Raw genomic sequence first — 18,214 nt, 5'->3', positions numbered from 1 at the left:
GGGTGCGGCGTGCGCCCGCAAGCCAGGCTCGCGGGCGGCCAAGACGGCATTGGCTATTTTTACTTCTTGCCGGCGGTCTCTTTCCACTGCTTCAGGAACGCCATGCGCTTGGCAGGTCCCAGAAATTGCAGGATGATCGGATGCACGGGAATCGGCTTGACGTTGGCCGCGCCGATTTCCTTGATCAGTTCCGCCGATGTCGTTTCGCCCGTGACGTCGGCGCGGATGGCGAACAGCTTGGCGCCGTTGGCGATGATGGTCTGGCCGCGGTGCGACAGGATGTAATCGAGCCACAGCTTGCTGGCGTTGACGTTCTTCGCATTCTTGTTGATGAACTGCACGCGCGACAGGATCAAGGTGTAATCCTTGGGCAGCACCACGCCGATCGACGGATCGGTCTTGGCGCGCACCAGGGCGTAGGAGCCGAGCACGTTGTAGCCGATCAGGTTTTCACCGGACGAGATGCGCTCCATCATGGTGCCCGTCGACGACTGCACGCGCACCTTGGCCGTGCCGAACGCGTTTTGCAGCGCCAGGAACTGCGGATATTCCTTCGCATCCTGCGCCATGAACATGAAGCCGACACCCGACTTTTCGATATCGTAGGTGGTGACCTTGTCCTTGAATTTCGGCGTGGCGATCAGCTTGACGAAGTCGTCGTGATTCTTCGGCACTTCCTTCGGATCGAGCAAACGCTTGTTGTAGACGATGGCGGCCGGCTCGAACGTGGTGCCGTAGGCCTGATCGTCCCACATGGCCCAGCCGGGGATCTTCGCCGCTTCGACCGACTTGTATTTCAGGGCGTAGCCGTCGGAGGCCAGGCGCATCTGCAAGTCCATCGCCGACGACCACATCACGTCGGCCGTATTGCCGCCGGCGGCCACTTCGGAAATGAAGCGGTTGTACACTTCCGTCGAATTCATGTCGTTGTATTCGACCGAGATGCCCGGATACAGCGCGCTGAAATCCTTGATCAGGGGCGCGGCGGCCTTGCTGTCGGTGGCGCTGTAGATCACCACCTTGCCTTCCTTCTTGGCCGCGTCGATGATCTTCTGGTAGTCGGCCGGATAACCTGCCGGCACCTGGGCGAAGGCGGCGCCGGTGGTACCCGCGAAAGCGGCTGCCAGGGCGATGGCGAGTATGGTCTTGGTTTGCATGGTTTGTCTCCGTCTGTGATTGTTGTATGGTTTGCTATTGGCTTCAGCGCATCAGGCCCAGTTCGGCGGCCTGCCTGGAATAGCGTTCGACCGCCTGGTTCACGTACTGCGTCAATTTGTCTCCCGTCAGCGCGAACGGATACATGCCCGCCTGCGTGCGCCACTGGGCAAACTGCGGCGTGGCCATGGCGCGTTCAAAACTGGCCACCCAGCGCTGGTAATCCGCTTCCGGCACCTGTGGCCCCATCCACACGCCGCGGATGATGGGCCACACCACATCGATGCCCTGCTCGCGCGCCGTCGGTACGCCGGCCAGCACGCCGGGCAGGCGCTTTTCCGACAGCACCGCCAGCACGCGCGCATGGCTGTCGCCCGCATTCAGGGTCGCTTCCGAGGTGTCGCCCGACATCACCTGCACGTAATCGGCCTGCATCGCCGTAAATATTTCGCCGCCACCTTCCAGTGCCACGAAGCGCAGCACTTTCGGGTCGATGCCGGCCTTGCGCGCCACCAGCGCCATCTTCAGCCAGTCCTGGCTGCCGATGGTGCCGGACACGCCGATCAGCACCTTGTCGGGGTGGCGCTTGAGCGCGGCGATCAGGTCGGCCAGGGTCTTGTAGGGCGAGTCGCTACGCACGGCGATCATGCCGTAGTCGGCGCCCAGCGCCGCCACCCAGCGCACGTCGCCCGTCTTGGCGTTGCCAAACTTGCCTTGCGCCAGGTTCAGCAGCGAGCCGCCCGAAAACACCACCAGGGTGTTGGCTTCGGCACGCCGGCGCTGCGAGCCCATCGAACGCCACGCCACCGCGCCGATGCCGCCGGGCAGATAGCTGATGCGCACCGAGGACGCGAACGGCGCTGCCGCCGCCGGATCGGGCTGCAGCAGCCCTTTCTGCGCCAGCTTGCAGGTCAGGTCCATGGCGCCGCCCGGTTTGGACGGCACCACGCAATCGACTTCAGGCGCGGCGGCTGTTGCCGGCGCGGGCAGCAGCGCCGACAACAGCAGCAGCGACAGGAACGCGGTGCGCGGCATCGTCATGCCTTAGAAGCGGTGCTGGATGCCGGCGATCAGGCCGCGCTGCGTGTCGCCGAAACCGGCATCGTCACGCGACAGGCTGACCAGCTGGTTGTGCTTGGCCTTGGCATAGGCGCCGGCCACGTACAGGTCCGTGCGCTTGGACAGGGCATAACGCACGCGCGCCACGTACATGATCGGATCGGCATTGAGGCTCGCCGCCACGTTTTTCACGTCCTGGTAGTAGACCACGCCCGTCAGGGTGATGACCGGCGTGGTCTTGTAGCTGACGCCGCCCCAGTACAGAGTGCCGCGCACGTCGGCCTTGCCGGCTGCTGCCGGATCGAGCTTGTAGTCGCGCGCCGCCGCCTGCACTTTCCACGGGCCGTCGTCGTACATGGCGCCCAGGTGGTACACGGTGGTCTTGTCGCGCGCGCCGCCGGCGATGGCATTGCCGTTCACCTGTTCATACGTGGCCAGCAGGCTGACGGGACCCGTCTTGTAGGTAACGGCCGTCGACAGCTTGGCGCTGTCTGAGCTGCCCGTCGACTGTTCGCCGAAGCCGTACGATGCGCCGTAGCTGAAGTCGCCCGTCTTGCCCGAGTACTTGACCATGTTGTCGAAGGCCGTCGTCATGCCATACTTGCTCGGACCCGTCGCGTTGGCCGAGGTGGCCCACGAATAGAACGGCGCATAGGCCATCGGATCGAATGGCAGCACGAAGTCGTACACGGTGGTGAACGAGCGTCCCAGCACGACGCGGCCAAATGCGCCTTCCAGGCCCACGTTGGCCTGGCGCTTGAACAGCGCGCCGTCGGCCGCGCCCGTGTCGACCAGGATGCCGCCTTCCAGATTGAAGACGGCTTTCAGGCCGCCGCCCAGATCTTCGCTGCCCAGGATGCCCCAGCGCGAGGTGTTCATGCCACCCGAACTGACTTGCGTCATCGAGCTTTTGTTCGGACCGGCGTTGCTGGTGTTGCTGATGCCGGCGTCCAGGCGGCCGTACAGGGTGACGTTCGACTGGGCGTGGGCGCTGCCAGCGGCGGCGAGTACCGCCATGGCGGCCAGCGAGAATGCAGTTTTCTTCATGTAGAGTGTCTCCCTTAGATATAGTTATTAGTGATATGCCTGATCAATTTCATGAATCAGGATCACACTATATGATCGTGATCCTTTCAATTCGCTTTCAGACTGACAGGTGTCGCCGGCCAGCCACAGGCAATACCAACAAATTCATTGCGGCCCCTGTCGGCGGCGTGCCGAGAGGCTTACACTGCACCAATTCAAACGAATGGCGGAGACCATGCGCATATTATTAGTGGAAGACCATCTGGAGCTGTCGCACTGGCTGGCAAAGGCCCTGCGCGACGCGCACCTGACGGTGGAGACCGCCCACAACGGCGCCGATGCCGACGCCCTGCTGCATACGCAGGAATATTCCCTGGTGCTGCTCGACCTTTCCCTGCCGAAGATGGATGGCCTGGACGTGCTGCGCCGCCTGCGCGCGCGCGGCGGCACGCGCGGCAAGACTCCCGTCATGATACTCACGGCGCGCGGCGGCCTCGATGACAAGGTGCAGGGCCTGAACCTGGGCGCGGACGACTACATGGCCAAGCCGTTCGAACTGGCCGAACTGGAAGCGCGCGTGAAAGCCCTGCTGCGCCGCAGCCAGGGCAACGAAGCGCTCGTGCACACCTGCGGCGCCCTCAGTTTCGACACCGTCACGCGCATGTTCAGCTATGCCGGCGCCCCTTTTCCCCTGACGCCGCGCGAACACGCGGTGCTCGAAGCGCTGATCACGCGCTCGGGACGCGCCGTCTCGAAGGAAAAGCTGTTCGACGAAGTCTTCGCGCTGGCCGACGACGCCAACCTGGACGCCATCGAACTGTATATCCACCGCGTGCGCAAAAAACTCGAGAACGGCGTGGAAAGCGGTTCGCCCGACGGCGCCGTCATCACCACTCTGCGCGGCATCGGCTACCTGCTGCAGCCGCGCAGCGCGATGGCGCCCGCCGCCTCAAAATGACCGTGCGCGCCCCCAGCCGGCCCCTGTTCGAGCGCCTGCGCCGGCGCTGGGCGCAGGGCCGGCCGCTGGGCAGCCTGCGCAGCCAGCTGCTGCGCTGGCTGCTCATCCCGCTGGTGATGCTGGTGCTGCTCGATGCCGTTTTTGTCTACCGCAACGCGCTCGACGCGGCCGACATGGCCTACGACCGCTCCTTGCTGGCGTCGACGCGGGCGCTGGCCGAGCGCGTCTCCATCGTCAACGGCAAGGTCGTGGCCGAAGTGCCCTATGTGGCGCTCGACAGCTTCGAGACCGATACCCTGGGCCGCATCTACTACAAGGTCACGGGCATCAACGGCGAACTGGTGTCGGGCTACGGCGACTTGCCGCCCGTGCCGAAAAACGTGCCCCGTTCGCAGAATTATCCGGCACTGGTGCGCTTCTACCACGCCGACTACCACGGCAAACCGATCCGCATCGCCGCCCTGCTGCAGCCCGTGTACGACGACTCGATGCGCGGCATCGCCCTGATCCAGGTGGCCGAAACGCTGGATGCGCGGCGCGGCCTGTCGAACCAGATCCTGTTCGACACCCTGATCTGGCAGGCGGCGATGGTGCTGGTGATGGGCGCCCTCGTGTGGTTTGCCGTGCGCCTGGTGCTGCAGCCGCTGATGCGGCTGAAAACGGAGGTCGAGACGCGCGCCCTGTCCGACCTGTCCGACGTCGATCCCGCGCTGGTGCACAAGGAAATGCGTCCGCTGGTGAGCGCCATGAACGGTTCCATGTCGCGCCTGCAGCAGCTGATCGCCAGCCAGCGCCGCTTCATCGCCGACGCCTCGCACCAGCTGCGCACGCCGTTGACGGTGCTGAAAACCCAGGCCGAACTGGCCATGCGCGAGTGCGACCGCCAGGCGGGCGCGCCGCCGGACATCGCCGCCCTGCGCGACATCGTGCGCTCGATCGCCGTCACCACCGATTCGACCGTGCTGCTGGCCAACCGCCTGCTGACCCTGGCGCGCATCGAGCATGGCGGCGAAAATCTGGCGATGGACACCGTCGCGCTGCGCGACGTGGCGCAGCAGGTGGGACTGGAAATGGCCATGGCCGCCGTCGCCAAAAATATCGACCTGTCGCTGGAAGCGCCCGACGAGGCGCCCGTGCATGGCCAGGCGCTGCTGCTGCATGAACTGGTCGCCAACCTGGTCGACAACGCCCTGCGCTACACGCCACAGGGCGGCAGCGTGATCCTGCGCGTGCGCGCGGGCGGTCATGGAAACGAAACGGTGCTGGAAGTGGAAGACAGCGGCGCCGGCATCCCGCCGGCCGAGCGCGAACGCGTGTTCACGCCGTTTTACCGCGTCGGCGCGGCGCTCGAGAGCAACCCCGGCGGCGCGGGACTGGGCCTGGCCATCGTGCGCGACATCGCCGCCCTGCATGGCGCCAGGCTGGAACTGGCGACGGCGACCAATGGGCACGGCTTGAAAGTCAGCGTGCATTTCAGCGGCGCCGCATGAGGCGCCAGACAGATATGTCTTCGATATTGAATGTTGCATCAAAACAACAAGTACATTATTTGTAATATTTTTTAAATAATTGCCTTACATAAACATATTCATCCCTATACAATTCGGTTCCCATTAAGCGGCGAGACAGTCTCTCCGCATTAATTATCTAGGATTAATATGAAAAAGCAATTGTTTGCAGTAGTTGTTGGCGCCGCCCTGGCATTCCCATTGTTCGCCCAAGCTGAAGGCGCTTACGTCGGCGTTAACGTCGGCCGTTCCGAATTGAAAGCATCGGACGAATTTGATTCGATCAAAAAAAGCGACACCGGCTACAAAGCTTACGCTGGCTATGACTTTACGCAAAACTTCGGCGCGGAAGCTGGCTATGTCGACTTCGGCAAACTGACAGAGAAATTTGACGGCGGAAAAATGGAAGTGAAAAGCCATGCATTCTACGTCGCCGCCACCGGCACCCTGCCACTGAACGAACAGTTCTCGCTGTTCGCCAAGGCTGGCGTATCGCAGAACCGCACCAAAGCCACCGTCAGCGAACTCAATTTCAGCGAGAGCGTGTCGAAAAACAAAACTTCCGCCCTGTTTGGTATCGGTGCTGCTTACAACATCAATAAAAACCTGTCGGCTGTTGCGGAATACGAAAACTTCGGCAAAGTAGCAAACGAAGATGGCTCCAAAGTGAAAGCTGACCTGCTGTCGATCGGCCTGCGTTACAAGTTCTAATTCACGCTTGCGCGAATGAATCTCCTGCCGATGTAATGGCGGATAAGAAACCGGCTGCACAGCCGGTTTTTTTATGGGCGAATGGCGTGCAGGCGGCATGGATGCTAAGATCGCGCCCTGAGATTTTAAGAAGGCACCTTGCCATGATGACCAAAGACGACGTAACCGAACTGTTTGCCAATATCGCCGAGAACGCGCCGTGGGATTTGTCCCAGCCGCTGCTGTGGGGCTATTACTTCACCAACCCGACGTCCGAGCCGCTGGAACAGGCCGCCACCTTGCTGGCGCTGCAGGGCTACCGCCCCGTGGAACTGTACCAGCCGGAACTCGACGATCCGGCGGCACCGCCCGTGTGGGTGCTGCACGTGGAAAAGGCCGAAGTGCACGGCGTCGACAGCCTGCATGCGCGCAATGGCGAACTGATGGCATTTGCGCAGGACAACCAGCTGGCCAGCTATGACGGCATGGACGTGGGCCCCGTCGGTACGGCGGCGTAATCCGACGACATTACGCATAAAAAAACGGCGCCCGCGGGCGCCGTTTTGCATGGATCGCTGACAACGATCAGCTGAGGTTTTCCAGGCGGATCTTGGTGACCGTGCCCACCACGCTGTTCAACGCTTCCATCTTCTCGATGGCGGCCGTGACGTTCTTTTCCTGCGTCTGGTGCGTCAGCATGATGATGTCCGTATGCGTCTCGCCCTCGGCCGGCTCTTTTTGCAGCATGGCGTCGATCGAGATGCCGCGTTCGGCCAGGATGCGCGTCAGGTCGGCCAGCACTCCCGGCTGGTCGGCCACATGCATGCGCAGGTAGTAGCTGGTGGTGATTTCCGACATCGGCAGGATTTCGATGTTGGTCATCGCGTTCGGCTGGAACGCCAGGTGCGGCACGCGGTGTTCCGGGTCGGCCGTGGCCAGGCGCGTGATGTCGACCAGGTCGGCGATCACCGACGAGGCGGTCGGCTCGGCACCGGCGCCGCGGCCCGAATACAGGCTGGCGCCGACGGCGTCGCCATGCACCAGCACCGCGTTCATCGCGCCTTCCACGTTGGCGATCAGGCGCTTGGCCGGGATCAGGGTCGGATGCACGCGCAGCTCGATGCCTTCCACGCCATTGACGGTGGCGCGCTTGGTGATGCCCAGCAGCTTGATGCGGTAGCCCAGCTGCTCGGCGTAGCGGATGTCGACGGCATTGAGGTTGCTGATGCCTTCCACGTAGGCCTTGTCGAACTGCACCGGAATGCCGAAAGCGATGGCCGACATGATGGTGGCCTTGTGCGCGGCGTCGACGCCTTCGATGTCGAAGGTGGGGTCGGCTTCCGCGTAACCGAGTTCCTGCGCCTGTTTCAGCACGGTGGCGAAATCGAGACCCTTGTCGCGCATCTCGGACAGGATGAAATTGGTGGTGCCGTTGATGATGCCGGCGATCCATTCGATGCGGTTGGCCGTCAAGCCTTCGCGCAGCGCCTTGATGATGGGGATGCCGCCGGCGACGGCCGCCTCGAAGGCCACCATCACGCCCTTGTCCTGGGCGGCGGCGAAGATTTCGTTGCCGTGCACGGCCAGCAGCGCCTTGTTGGCCGTCACCACGTGCTTGCCGTTGGCGATGGCCTGCATCACCAGGGTTTTCGACAGGTCGTAGCCGCCGATCAGTTCGACGACGATGTCGATCTCGGGATCGTTGACGATCAGGTAAGGGTCATTGACGACCTTGCAGCCGCCGGCGACGAGCGCTTCGGCGCGCGCCACGTCGCGCACGGCGACGGCGACGACGTCAATGCCGCGGCCCGCGCGGCGCTTGATTTCTTCCTGGTTGCGTTTCAGGACGCTGAACGTGCCGTAACCGACGTTGCCCAGGCCCAGCAGGCCGATCTTGATGGATTTCATAGTTGTGCTTGACTGCTCATAAGTGGCGCCCCCTTGGGCGGCGCCAGGTTGATCGAGATTGCTGCTGCTGGCTTTCAGCCCCGGCCGTGACGCTTGCGATAGCCTTCGAGGAAGCGCGCAATGCGCCCCATCGCCTCGGTCAGGTCATCGGAGTTGGGCAGGAAGACGACGCGGAAATGGTCGGGCGCGATCCAGTTGAACCCCGTGCCCTGCACGATCAGGACCTTGGCTTCGGCCAGTAATTCATAGGCAAACTGCTGGTCGTCGGCGATCGGGTAGATCTCCGGGTCCAGGCGCGGGAACATGTACAGCGCGGCCTTCGGCTTGACACAGGTGACGCCGGGGATATCGGTCAGCAGCTTGTGCGCCAGGTCGCGCTGTTTCAACAGGCGCCCGCCGGGCCCCACCAGGTCTTGTATGCTCTGGTAGCCGCCTAGCGCCGTCTGGATGGCAAACTGCCCCGGCGCATTGGCGCATAGCCGCATCGAGGCCAGCATGTTGAGGCCCTCGATGTAATCTTTGGCGTGGCGCTTTTCGCCCGAAACCACCATCCAGCCGGAACGGTAGCCGCAGGAGCGGTAATTCTTCGACAGGCCGTTCATGGTAATGAACAGCACGTCGTCGGCCAGCGAGGCGATCGACACGTGCTCGGCTTCGTCGTACAGCACCTTGTCGTAGATCTCGTCGGCGAAAATGATCAGTTGGTGCTGGCGCGCCAGTTCGACGATCTGCAGCAGCACGGAAACCGGATACAGCGCGCCCGTCGGATTGTTCGGGTTGATGACGACGATCGCCTTGGTCTGCGGCGTGATCTTGCGGCGCATGTCCTCGATGTCGGGATACCACTCGTTCTGCTCGTCGCACACATAATGCACGGGATTGCCGCCCGACAGGCTGACGGCGGCCGTCCACAGCGGATAATCGGGCGCCGGCACCAGCACTTCGTCGCCACTGTTGAGCAGGGCGTTCATCGACATGACGATCAGTTCGGAAGCGCCATTGCCCAGGTAAATGTCATCGATGGTCACGCCGGCGATATTCTTGCCCTGCGTGTAGTGCATGACGGCCTTGCGCGGCGCGAACATGCCTTTCGAATCCGTATAGCCGGCCGCGTTCTGCAGATTGAGCATCATGTCGCGCACGATCTCGTCGGGCGGATCGAAGCCGAATACGGCCAGATTGCCGATATTGAGCTTGGTGATCTTGTGGCCTTCTTCTTCCATTTGCCTGGATTTTTCCAGGACCGGGCCGCGGATGTCGTAGCAGACGTCCGCCAATTTATTCGATTTCTGAATCGGTCGCAAAATAAATCCCTGTCGTGATGCGGCGCGGAGACTTGAGCTTGCAGCGTGGCCGCCGCGCCAGAACTATGAACCCGTGAAACTGCGATGCGAAAGACTGCAAGGCGAAAACAACCATTCTCGCCGAAAACAGGCCATTTTATCAAATTAAACATGGCGAACTGCAGCATTTGACGCCGATTCTGCCACGCCGGCGCAGCCGGACGACTATCGGGCGGGCGCCATCTTCATCTTCCCTTAATCTTGCAGCATTACCATGGCGCCAGCATGCAGCGCCACTGTGGCGCCGAACATTGCAAATTGGAAAGGATGTTGCTTTTCAGTCGCTCTTTTCTGTCATTTATGGCATGCTTACGCCCTTGGCCGCGGCACCCAGTTTGGCCGCGCGCGTACCGATCAACCGACACGACCAGCCCCGATATCGCCATGAAACTCCACGCCAGCAGCACCCAACAATACCAGACTGTCACCGGCTATGACGAAAACGGCGTCGAGATCAATGCCCAGCCGTACAACTACAGCCTGATCGTCATGCCGGAAACGCCGCCGCGCGCGTGGGAAGTGGACAGTTTCGAACAATTGAACGAGGCGCATTTCGCGCAAATCCTGGCCGATGCGCCCGACGTGGTCATCCTCGGCACGGGCGAGCGCCAGCGCTTCGTGCACCCGAAGCTGACGGCCGCGCTGACCATGCGCCGCATCGGCGTCGAATGCATGGATAGCCAGGCTGCCTGCCGCACCTACAACATCCTCATGGGCGAGGGCCGCAAAGTCACCCTGGCACTGATCCTGGCCCCGGCCGCAGGCAAGGCTGCATGAAAATCAATGTCAACGAACTGCACTCGTCGCGGGTGCTGATGTGGTCCCTGCTGGGCATCTTCATCGTCGTCACCCTGTATGCGCTGGGCGTGCGCACCCTGGTGCCGCCCGACGAGGGCCGCTACGCCGAGATGGCGCGCGAGATGTTCGTCACGGGCGACTGGATCACCACACGCCTGAACGGCATCAAGTACTTTGAAAAACCGCCGCTGCAAACGTGGATGAATGCGCTGACCTTCGCCGCCTTCGGCCTGGGCGAGTGGCAGGCGCGCCTGTGGACCGGCCTGTGCGGCATCATCGGCGTGTGCATGACGGCCTATGCGGGCAAGAAGGTCTTCGGCCCGCGCGTGGGCCTGTATGCGGGCCTGGTGCTGGCGTCGAGCCTGTTCTGGCTCGCTTCCGGCCAGATCAATTCGCTGGACATGGGCCTGTCGGGCATGATGACCCTGACCCTGGGCAGCCTGCTGATCGCCCAGCGCGACGACGCCACGGCGACGGAGCGGCGCAACTGGATGCTGGCCTGCTGGGCCGCCATGGCGCTGGCCGTGCTGGCCAAGGGCCTGATCGGCATCGTGCTGCCGGGCGCCGTGCTGGTGCTGTATTCGCTGTGTGCGCGCGACTGGCGCATCTGGACGCGTCTGCACCTGGTCAAGGGCTTGCTGGTGTTCTTTGCCATCGCCACGCCGTGGTTCGTGCTGGTCGCCCTGCGCAATCCGGAGCAGCCGCATTTCTTCTTCATCCACGAGCATTTCCAGCGCTTCCTGATGAAGGGCCACAAGCGCGAAGGCGCCTGGTATTACTTCCTCGTGCTGCTCATCCCCGGCATCCTGCCATGGATAGGCCTGCTGCCGCAAAGCCTGGCCGCCGCCTTCCAGCGTCAGGAAGGCGCCTTCCAGCCCCGTTTGATGCTGCTGGTCTGGGCCGTCTTCATTTTCTTCTTCTTCAGCTATTCGACCTCGAAGCTGCCCGGCTATATCGTGCCCATCTTCCCGGCGCTGGCCTTGCTGGTGGCGCTGTACCTGGAATCGGCGTCGCGCCGCCAGCGCCTGTTCGCCGCCGGCCTGCTGTGCGTGCTGGGCGCTGCCATCCTGATCGGCGGACCGATCGCCTTCGGCAAGGCCAGCGCGCGCGATCCGGCAGCATTGATTGCATTGAAAGGCTACCAGCCATGGCTGATGGCGGCCGGCTTCTTCGCCCTGGCCGGCGGCGCCCTGGCCTTGCTGCATGCGCGCCAGCTGCGCCGCGACATGACGGTGCTGACGATCGCCGGCGCCGGCTTCCTGGCCACGCACTGCATCCTGGCCGGCTCCGAACTGTATGGCCAGAACCGCGCAGGCACCGACATGCTGCCGCAGATCCAGGCCGAACTGACGGCCGATACCAAGCTCTATTCGGTCGGCATCTACGAACAGTCGCTGACCTATTATCTGCAGCGGCCCGTGATCCTCGTCGATTACTGGGATGAATTCACGTTTGGCCTGAAACAGCAGCCGGAACTGTCGATCCCGAACATCGAGCCTTTCATCACGCAATGGACGAACGATGCCAACGCCGGCGTGCGCGACATGGCCATTATCAGCCTGGACCGCTACAAGGAATTGCAACAACGTGGCGTGCCCATGCGTGTCATTGCCGAGGACGCGCGCCGCATGGTCATTGCCAACAAATAATGTTTAACTGGGGCGCGAGGCAGCATGGATCGCGCCCCCGGCCAGCTTGCCCCGCCCCCGCATCGGCATGATTTTTTCACCGCTGAACCGGCTGCGCCGCCATACTGACGATATAAAATAGCCATGCCTGCCGGCCGCGTTTCACCGTACGGCAGCCTCGGCAACACAGATACCCTGACACCATACCGACTCAAGAACCGCGCCCCATGACCTCTACCCTGCCCTTTTTGCCTTTTTCCAAACCCACCATCGATGAGGCGACCATCGCCGCCGTCGGCGAGGTGCTGCGCTCGGGCTGGATCACCAGCGGCCCGAAAGTGCAGGCATTCGAAGCCCAGCTGTCCGAGTATTTCGGCGGGCGTCCCGTGCGCACCTTCAATTCGGGCACGTGCACCATGGAAATCGCGCTGCGCATCGCCGGCATTGGCCCCGGCGACGAAGTCATCACCACGCCCGTGTCGTGGGTCGCGACGGCCAACGTCATCATCGAAGTGGGCGCCACGCCCGTGTTCGCCGACATCGATCCCGTCACCCGGAATATCGACCTCGACAAGCTGGAAGCGGCCATCACCCCGCGTACGAAAGCCATCATCCCCGTTTACCTGTCCGGCCTGCCCGTCGACATGGACCGCCTGTACGCGATTGCTGAAAAGTACAATTTAAGGGTCGTGGAAGACGCGGCGCAGGCGTTCGGCTCCACCTGGAAAGGCAAGCGCATCGGCGCGTTTGGCGACTTCGTCTCGTTCAGCTTCCAGGCCAACAAGAACATCACCACGGGCGAAGGCGGCTGCCTCGTCCTGAACAACCTGGAAGAAGCGAAGCTGGCCGAGAAATACCGGCTGCAGGGTGTCACCCGCAGCGGCGTGGACGGCATCGACGTCGACGTGCTGGGCGGCAAATACAACATGAGCGACATCATGGCCGCCATCGGCCTGGGCCAGTTCGCCAATATCGACGCCATCACGGCCCACCGCCGCGCGCTGGCACGCCACTATTTCGCGCAGTTCGGCAGCGACTTCGAAGCACAGAGCGGCGCCCGGCTGCCCGTGCAGGACTTTGAAAACAGCAACTGGCATCTGTTCCAGATCATCCTGCCCGACAACGGCCCCGGCACGCGCGCCGCGTTCATGCAAGCCATGGCGCAGCAAAACGTGGGAACGGGCTATCATTACGCACCGATCCACCTGTTTACCATGTACCGCGAACGCGGCTTTACCGAGGGCATGTTCCCCGTCTCGGAACAGATCGGCCGCCTGACCGTGACCTTGCCGATGTTCTACGCCATGACGACACAGGACGTGGAACGCGCCGTCGCCACCGTCAAATCCATTCTCATCAAATGAGCAGCGCGCCGATGAAACCTGAACTGTCCGTAATCATTCCGATCTACAACGAGCAGGATGGCCTGGCCAGCCTGTTCGCCCGCCTGTATCCGGCCCTCGATGCCTTGCAGACGAGCTACGAGATCATCTTCATCAACGATGGCAGCCGCGACAACTCGGTGGCGATCCTGGCGGAACAGTTCCGCCAGCGCCCCGACGTCACGCGCGTGATCTTATTCAACGGCAATTATGGCCAGCACATGGCCATCCTGGCCGGTTTTGAAGCCTCGCGCGGGCAGATCATGGTCACGCTCGACGCCGACCTGCAGAACCCGCCCGAAGAAATCGGCAACCTGGTGGCGAAGATGCGCGAAGGTTACGATTACGTGGGCTCGATCCGGCGCAAGCGGCAAGATTCCGCCTGGCGCACCCTGGCCTCGAAGATGATGAACCGCCTGCGCGAACGCATCACCAACATCAAGATCACGGACCAGGGCAACATGCTGCGGGCGTATGGCCGCAATGTGATCGACCTGGTCAACCAGTGCGCCGAAGTGAACACCTTCGTGCCCGCCCTCGCCTACACGTTTGCCCGCAAGCCCACGGAAATCACCGTCGAGCACGAGGAACGGGCCGCCGGCGAGTCGAAATATTCGCTGTACAGCCTGATCCGCCTCAATTTCGACCTCGTCACGGGCTTTTCGCTGATTCCCCTGCAAATCTTTTCCATGCTGGGCATGGCGATGTCGCTGGGCTCGGCGCTGCTGGTGATCTTCCTGCTGGTACGCCGCTTCCTGCTGGGCGCGGAGGCCGAAGGCGTGTTCACCCTGTTCGCCATCGCCTTCTTCTTCATGGGCGTGATCCTGTTTGGCATCGGCCTGGTGGGCGAATACGTGGGACGCATCTTCCAGCAAGTGCGCGCCCGTCCCCGCTATGTGGTGCAAACCATCCTGCAGGATGGCATGGTCCAGGCGGAAGCCGAGGCGCCATCGTACGTGCGCCTGGAAAAGCGCCAGGTGAGCCGCTGATGGGCGCCCCGCGCGCCGTCGTCTTCGGCTACCACAATGTGGGCGTGCGCTGCATCAAGGTGCTGATGGCCGGCGGCGTCGATATCGCCCTCGTCGTCACGCACGAAGACAGCCCCACGGAAAACCTGTGGTTCGAATCCGTCGCCAGCCTGTGCCAGGCCGAAGGCATCCCGTACATCACGCCTCCGGACGCGCGCGCGCCCGAGCTGCTGGCGCAGGTGCAGGCGGCCAGGCCGGACATGCTGTTCAGCTTTTACTACCGCCACATGCTGCCGGCCAGCCTCCTGGAAGTCGCGCCCGCCTACAATATGCACGGCTCGCTGCTGCCGCAGTTCCGCGGCCGCGCGCCCGTCAACTGGGCCGTGCTGCATGGCGCCCCGCAAACGGGCGCCACCCTGCATGAAATGACGGTCAAGCCCGATGCCGGCGCCATCGTCGCGCAAACGGCCGTGCCCATCCTGCCCGACGACACGGCGTTCGAAGTCTTCGGCAAGGTCACGGTGGCGGCGGAGCAAACCTTGTGGAACGTGCTGCCAGCCTTGCTGGACGGCACGGCGCCGCGCCAGCTCAACGATTTACGCCAGGGCGGCTACTTTGGCGGCCGCACGCCGGAAGACGGCCGCATCGACTGGAAGTTACCCGCGCAGCAGGTGTACAACCTGCACCGGGCCGTCGCGCCCCCCTATCCCGGCGCGTTCACCGAAGTCAACAATGTTATTTACACCATCGAAAAAGCCCGTTTAAGCAAGCATTCAGCAGGAAGTTTGCCACCAGGCTTGGCGGTAGTGGATAATTGCATCTTTGGCGTCTGCGGAGACGGCCGCATGCTGGCCATTTCCGCGCTGAGGGCTGCCGGGGAGCCGATTTCGGCTCAGCAATTGCAAGCAAGTCTGACCGCCCGCGTCAGCACACACTGATATCACTCAAGAGAATCTCATATGAAAAAAGTCCTCATCTTAGGCGTCAACGGTTTCATCGGCCACCACCTGTCCAAGCGCATCCTGGAAACCACCGACTGGCATGTCTACGGCATGGACATGAACACGGACCGCATCACGGAATTGCTGGAAGATGACAACTACAAGTCGCGCATGCACTTCTTCGAAGGCGACATCACGATCAACAAGGAATGGGTCGAGTACCACGTCAAGAAATGCGACGTGATCCTGCCGCTGGTGGCCATCGCCACGCCATCGACCTACGTCAAGCAGCCGCTGCGCGTCTTCGAACTGGACTTCGAAGCCAACCTGCCTATCGTGCGCTCGGCCGCCAAGTACGGCAAGCACCTGGTCTTCCCGTCGACCTCGGAAGTGTATGGCATGTGCCATGACGAGGAATTCGATCCGGAAAACTCGGAACTGATCTGCGGCCCGATCAACAAGCCGCGCTGGATCTATTCGAACGCCAAGCAGCTGATGGACCGCGTGATCTGGGGCTACGGCATGGAAGGCTTGAACTTCACCCTGTTCCGTCCATTCAACTGGATCGGCGCGGGCCTGGACTCGATCCACACGCCGAAAGAAGGTTCCTCGCGCGTGGTGACGCAATTCTTCGGCCACATCGTGCGCGGCGAAAACATCTCGCTGGTCGACGGCGGCGCGCAGAAACGCGCGTTCACCTATATCGACGACGGCATCGATGCGCTGATCCGCATCATCGCCAACAAGAACGGCATCGCCAGCGGCAAGATCTACAACATTGGCAATCCGACCAATAACTATTCGATCCGCGACCTGGCCGGCATGATGCTGACCCTGGCCGCCGAATACCCGGAATACGCCGAAGGCGCGAAACACGTGAACATCGTGGAAACGACCTCGGGCGCCTACTACGGCGCCGGCTACCAGGACGTGCAGAACCGCGTGCCGAAAATCACGAATACCTGCGAAGAGCTGGGCTGGGCGCCGACCACCACCATGGCCGATTCCCTGCGCAATATTTTTGACGCCTACCGCAGCCAGGTAGCCCAAGCCAAAGCCCTGATGGATTAATGTTGAGCAAGCCGTTCCTGACCCTCAAAATCGACGTCGATACCTATCGCGGCACCCGTGAAGGCATGGGCAATCTGGTGCGCATGCTGGCCGCGCACCAGGCCAAGGCCACCTTTCTGTTCTCGCTGGGCCCCGACCACACGGGCTGGGCCCTGCGGCGCGCCTTGCGGCCCGGCTTTTTCAGCAAGGTCTCGCGCACGTCGGTGGTCGAGCACTACGGCTTGAAAACATTGATGTACGGCACCTTGCTGCCGGGACCCGATATCGGCAAGCAGTGCGCGGCGCAATTGCGCGCCGTGCGCGATGCCGGTTTCGAGTGCGGCATCCACACCTGGGATCACACCCTGTGGCAAGACAATGTGGCCAAGCGCAACGCCGCCTGGACCATTAACATGATGCGCAAGGCCGCCAACCGCTACGAACAGGTGTTCGGCAGCAAGCCGCACACGCACGGCGCGGCCGGCTGGCAAATGAATGTCAGCGCCTTTGTCGAGCACGACACGGCCGGCTACCGCTTTGCCTCCGATGGCCGCGCCATGCTCGACGCGCGCGGCGCCATGGTGCATCCGGGCAATGGCCCGCACCGCGTGCGCAATGGCAACACCATCCTGCGCTGCGTGCAATTGCCCACCACCCTGCCCACCCTGGACGAATTGCTGGGCTGCGAAATCGACGGCAAGCTGATCACCACAGGCAATGTTGCCGCGCATATCCTGTCACTGACGGCGGACAACCCGCGCGATCACGTGTATACCTTGCATGCGGAACTTGAAGGACAGAAACTCGCCCCCATTTTCGAACAATTGCTGACTGGCTGGAAAGCCCAGGGCTACCAGTTTGCGGCGATGGGCGATTATTATGAAAAGATAAAAGATGCGGACTTGCCAATTTGCCCCATCACCTGGGATGAGTTGCCCGGGCGTTCGGGACGCCTGATTGTGCAGGGCAAAGCGGCCTGAATGCTGTATTGTTGCACCTGGATGCGTTGCCAGATTAAAAAACAGCGCTGATGATCACCGTTCAGGAGAGAACCTGTGGCTGATAGCCAATCCCTCGTTAGCATACCCGACTTTAGTGCCGCCATGACCAGCGGCAAGACCTTTCAGTTGCTGGGCCGCCCGGCCAAGGCCACGGTACTGTTTTTCTATCCGAAGGACAACACCCCTGGCTGCACCACTGAAAACATCGCCTTCCGTGACGCGTATCCGCAATTTGTCGCCGCCGGCGTGGAAATCTACGGCATCAGCCGCGATTCCCTGCGCTCGCACGAAAGCTTCAAAGCGAAGCTGGAACTGCCGTTCGAGCTCATTTCCGACCCGGACGAAGCCGTTTGCCTGCTGTTTAACGTCATGAAGATGAAACAGATGTACGGCAAGACCGTACGCGGCGTCGAGCGCAGTACGTTTGTGATTGACGCCCAGGGCCGATTGGTGAAAGAATGGAGAGGCGTGAAGGTCGCAACTCACGTGGAAGAAGTGCTGGAATTCGTAGCGCATCTGAATTGATCGTTCATTTTGATCCAATGCGCGTTGTCGGCTTCCAGCAAGCCTGGTTCAACCGCAGTTCAGTTCACGGTACCTATCGCCATTTTGAGTCAACGAAGCGCCTCCATCCACTCCGCCAGACGGGCCTGCAGCCCGCCGATGGCGTCCATGACCGGCCATGCTGCCGGCCTCCCGGCAGTTATTCGTCCTGTAGCATTGTTGTTCCCCCGCATCCACCCCATGAGAAGTGCCGCCAGAAGCTGGCTGCCCATGGGCGATTCATTCCAGAAATTTT

The 18,214-nt window shown here is 62.1% G+C and carries 17 protein-coding genes; 12 read left to right on the top strand and 5 right to left on the bottom strand.

Annotated elements, in window-relative coordinates; translation table 11 throughout:
• Window positions 1-59 precede the first annotated feature (59 nt).
• Genes OX462_RS07720 through OX462_RS07710 form a run of 3 tightly spaced genes read right to left on the bottom strand, consistent with a single transcriptional unit; the run spans window position 60 to window position 3,261 of the window.
• Window positions 60-1,157 (bottom strand): ABC transporter substrate-binding protein, encoded by a 1,098-nt coding sequence (locus OX462_RS07720; RefSeq protein WP_070219147.1) that lies wholly within the window; start codon window positions 1,155-1,157, stop codon window positions 60-62.
• A gap of 43 nt (window positions 1,158-1,200) precedes the next feature.
• Window positions 1,201-2,196, bottom strand: coding sequence for a Bug family tripartite tricarboxylate transporter substrate binding protein (locus OX462_RS07715; protein WP_070219146.1), 996 nt, complete (start codon window positions 2,194-2,196; stop codon window positions 1,201-1,203).
• 3 nt (window positions 2,197-2,199) lie between these two features.
• Window positions 2,200-3,261, bottom strand: a complete 1,062-nt coding sequence (locus tag OX462_RS07710) for a porin (RefSeq protein WP_121670159.1) — start codon at window positions 3,259-3,261, stop codon at window positions 2,200-2,202.
• A gap of 214 nt (window positions 3,262-3,475) precedes the next feature.
• On the opposite strand from OX462_RS07710, the gene OX462_RS07705 reads away from it, so the two are divergent.
• The 4 genes from OX462_RS07705 (at window position 3,476) to OX462_RS07690 (ending at window position 6,914) form a co-directional block, all read left to right on the top strand.
• A complete protein-coding gene (locus tag OX462_RS07705) occupies window positions 3,476-4,198 on the top strand; it encodes a response regulator (RefSeq protein ID WP_070219206.1) in 723 nt (240 codons plus the stop codon).
• Window positions 4,195-5,688 carry a sensor histidine kinase N-terminal domain-containing protein gene (locus OX462_RS07700; protein ID WP_409028123.1) on the top strand — a complete coding sequence of 498 codons (1,494 nt, stop codon included), beginning with the start codon at window positions 4,195-4,197 and terminating at the stop codon, window positions 5,686-5,688. Before OX462_RS07705 ends, OX462_RS07700 begins: the two co-directional genes overlap by 4 nt.
• Before the next feature lie 168 nt (window positions 5,689-5,856).
• Window positions 5,857-6,417 carry an outer membrane beta-barrel protein gene (locus OX462_RS07695; RefSeq protein WP_070290554.1) on the top strand — a complete coding sequence of 187 codons (561 nt, stop codon included), beginning with the start codon at window positions 5,857-5,859 and terminating at the stop codon, window positions 6,415-6,417.
• Between the two features lie 143 nt (window positions 6,418-6,560).
• Entirely contained in the window at window positions 6,561-6,914 is a 354-nt protein-coding gene (locus tag OX462_RS07690) for a ribonuclease E inhibitor RraB (RefSeq protein ID WP_083293510.1), read from the top strand.
• A 67-nt stretch (window positions 6,915-6,981) separates the two neighbouring features.
• On the opposite strand, the gene OX462_RS07685 is transcribed toward OX462_RS07690, so the two are convergent.
• The gene (locus OX462_RS07685; protein ID WP_070311119.1) at window positions 6,982-8,304 is read right to left on the bottom strand and encodes a homoserine dehydrogenase; all 1,323 of its coding nucleotides are present in this window, start codon (window positions 8,302-8,304) and stop codon (window positions 6,982-6,984) included.
• A gap of 74 nt (window positions 8,305-8,378) precedes the next feature.
• A complete protein-coding gene (locus tag OX462_RS07680; RefSeq protein WP_034750427.1) occupies window positions 8,379-9,608 on the bottom strand; it encodes a pyridoxal phosphate-dependent aminotransferase in 1,230 nt (409 codons plus the stop codon).
• A 423-nt stretch (window positions 9,609-10,031) separates the two neighbouring features.
• Here OX462_RS07680 and OX462_RS07675 point away from each other — a divergent pair, with 423 nt between their 5' ends.
• The 8 genes from OX462_RS07675 (at window position 10,032) to OX462_RS07640 (ending at window position 17,940) form a co-directional block, all read left to right on the top strand.
• Window positions 10,032-10,424: an Mth938-like domain-containing protein gene (locus OX462_RS07675; protein ID WP_070311121.1), complete on the top strand. Its 393-nt coding sequence runs from the start codon at window positions 10,032-10,034 to the stop codon at window positions 10,422-10,424.
• Window positions 10,421-12,094 carry a glycosyltransferase family 39 protein gene (locus OX462_RS07670; protein ID WP_070311123.1) on the top strand — a complete coding sequence of 558 codons (1,674 nt, stop codon included), beginning with the start codon at window positions 10,421-10,423 and terminating at the stop codon, window positions 12,092-12,094. Before OX462_RS07675 ends, OX462_RS07670 begins: the two co-directional genes overlap by 4 nt.
• 206 nt (window positions 12,095-12,300) lie before the next feature.
• Entirely contained in the window at window positions 12,301-13,437 is a 1,137-nt protein-coding gene (locus tag OX462_RS07665; RefSeq protein ID WP_070219138.1) for a DegT/DnrJ/EryC1/StrS family aminotransferase, read from the top strand.
• A gap of 11 nt (window positions 13,438-13,448) precedes the next feature.
• Complete coding sequence (locus OX462_RS07660; RefSeq protein WP_099410120.1) at window positions 13,449-14,444, top strand: glycosyltransferase; 996 nt, start codon at window positions 13,449-13,451, stop codon at window positions 14,442-14,444.
• Entirely contained in the window at window positions 14,444-15,361 is a 918-nt protein-coding gene (locus OX462_RS07655; protein ID WP_409028122.1) for a formyltransferase, read from the top strand. The genes OX462_RS07660 and OX462_RS07655 overlap by 1 nt, the downstream gene beginning before the upstream one ends.
• Window positions 15,362-15,382: 21 nt before the next feature.
• Entirely contained in the window at window positions 15,383-16,435 is a 1,053-nt protein-coding gene (locus OX462_RS07650; RefSeq protein ID WP_070219136.1) for a bifunctional UDP-4-keto-pentose/UDP-xylose synthase, read from the top strand.
• Window positions 16,435-17,394 (top strand): polysaccharide deacetylase family protein, encoded by a 960-nt coding sequence (locus tag OX462_RS07645; protein ID WP_099410067.1) that lies wholly within the window; start codon window positions 16,435-16,437, stop codon window positions 17,392-17,394. Before OX462_RS07650 ends, OX462_RS07645 begins: the two co-directional genes overlap by 1 nt.
• A gap of 75 nt (window positions 17,395-17,469) precedes the next feature.
• A complete protein-coding gene (locus OX462_RS07640; protein WP_034750445.1) occupies window positions 17,470-17,940 on the top strand; it encodes a peroxiredoxin in 471 nt (156 codons plus the stop codon).
• Window positions 17,941-18,214: the final 274 nt, after the last annotated feature.

The sequence above is a fragment of the Janthinobacterium aestuarii genome, assembly GCF_046113285.1.
Classification (GTDB): Bacteria; Pseudomonadota; Gammaproteobacteria; order Burkholderiales; family Burkholderiaceae_D; genus Janthinobacterium.
The sequence above is the reverse complement of the archived record's forward strand: the minus strand, read 5'-3'. Positions and strand labels throughout refer to the sequence as shown.

What these genes read in the sequence shown, in the direction of transcription:
- OX462_RS07715 (WP_070219146.1), bottom strand. Translation starts at nt 2,196, where the DNA reads ATGACGATGCCGCGCACCGCGTTCCTGTCGCTGCTGCTGTTGTCGGCG.
- OX462_RS07670 (WP_070311123.1), top strand. Translation starts at nt 10,421, where the DNA reads ATGAAAATCAATGTCAACGAACTGCACTCGTCGCGGGTGCTGATGTGG.
- OX462_RS07660 (WP_099410120.1), top strand. Translation starts at nt 13,449, where the DNA reads ATGAAACCTGAACTGTCCGTAATCATTCCGATCTACAACGAGCAGGAT.
- OX462_RS07720 (WP_070219147.1), bottom strand. Translation starts at nt 1,157, where the DNA reads ATGCAAACCAAGACCATACTCGCCATCGCCCTGGCAGCCGCTTTCGCG.
- OX462_RS07695 (WP_070290554.1), top strand. Translation starts at nt 5,857, where the DNA reads ATGAAAAAGCAATTGTTTGCAGTAGTTGTTGGCGCCGCCCTGGCATTC.
- OX462_RS07675 (WP_070311121.1), top strand. Translation starts at nt 10,032, where the DNA reads ATGAAACTCCACGCCAGCAGCACCCAACAATACCAGACTGTCACCGGC.
- OX462_RS07665 (WP_070219138.1), top strand. Translation starts at nt 12,301, where the DNA reads ATGACCTCTACCCTGCCCTTTTTGCCTTTTTCCAAACCCACCATCGAT.
- OX462_RS07655 (WP_409028122.1), top strand. Translation starts at nt 14,444, where the DNA reads ATGGGCGCCCCGCGCGCCGTCGTCTTCGGCTACCACAATGTGGGCGTG.
- OX462_RS07685 (WP_070311119.1), bottom strand. Translation starts at nt 8,304, where the DNA reads ATGAAATCCATCAAGATCGGCCTGCTGGGCCTGGGCAACGTCGGTTAC.
- OX462_RS07705 (WP_070219206.1), top strand. Translation starts at nt 3,476, where the DNA reads ATGCGCATATTATTAGTGGAAGACCATCTGGAGCTGTCGCACTGGCTG.
- OX462_RS07645 (WP_099410067.1), top strand. Translation starts at nt 16,435, where the DNA reads ATGTTGAGCAAGCCGTTCCTGACCCTCAAAATCGACGTCGATACCTAT.
- OX462_RS07650 (WP_070219136.1), top strand. Translation starts at nt 15,383, where the DNA reads ATGAAAAAAGTCCTCATCTTAGGCGTCAACGGTTTCATCGGCCACCAC.
- OX462_RS07710 (WP_121670159.1), bottom strand. Translation starts at nt 3,261, where the DNA reads ATGAAGAAAACTGCATTCTCGCTGGCCGCCATGGCGGTACTCGCCGCC.
- OX462_RS07700 (WP_409028123.1), top strand. Translation starts at nt 4,195, where the DNA reads ATGACCGTGCGCGCCCCCAGCCGGCCCCTGTTCGAGCGCCTGCGCCGG.
- OX462_RS07690 (WP_083293510.1), top strand. Translation starts at nt 6,561, where the DNA reads ATGATGACCAAAGACGACGTAACCGAACTGTTTGCCAATATCGCCGAG.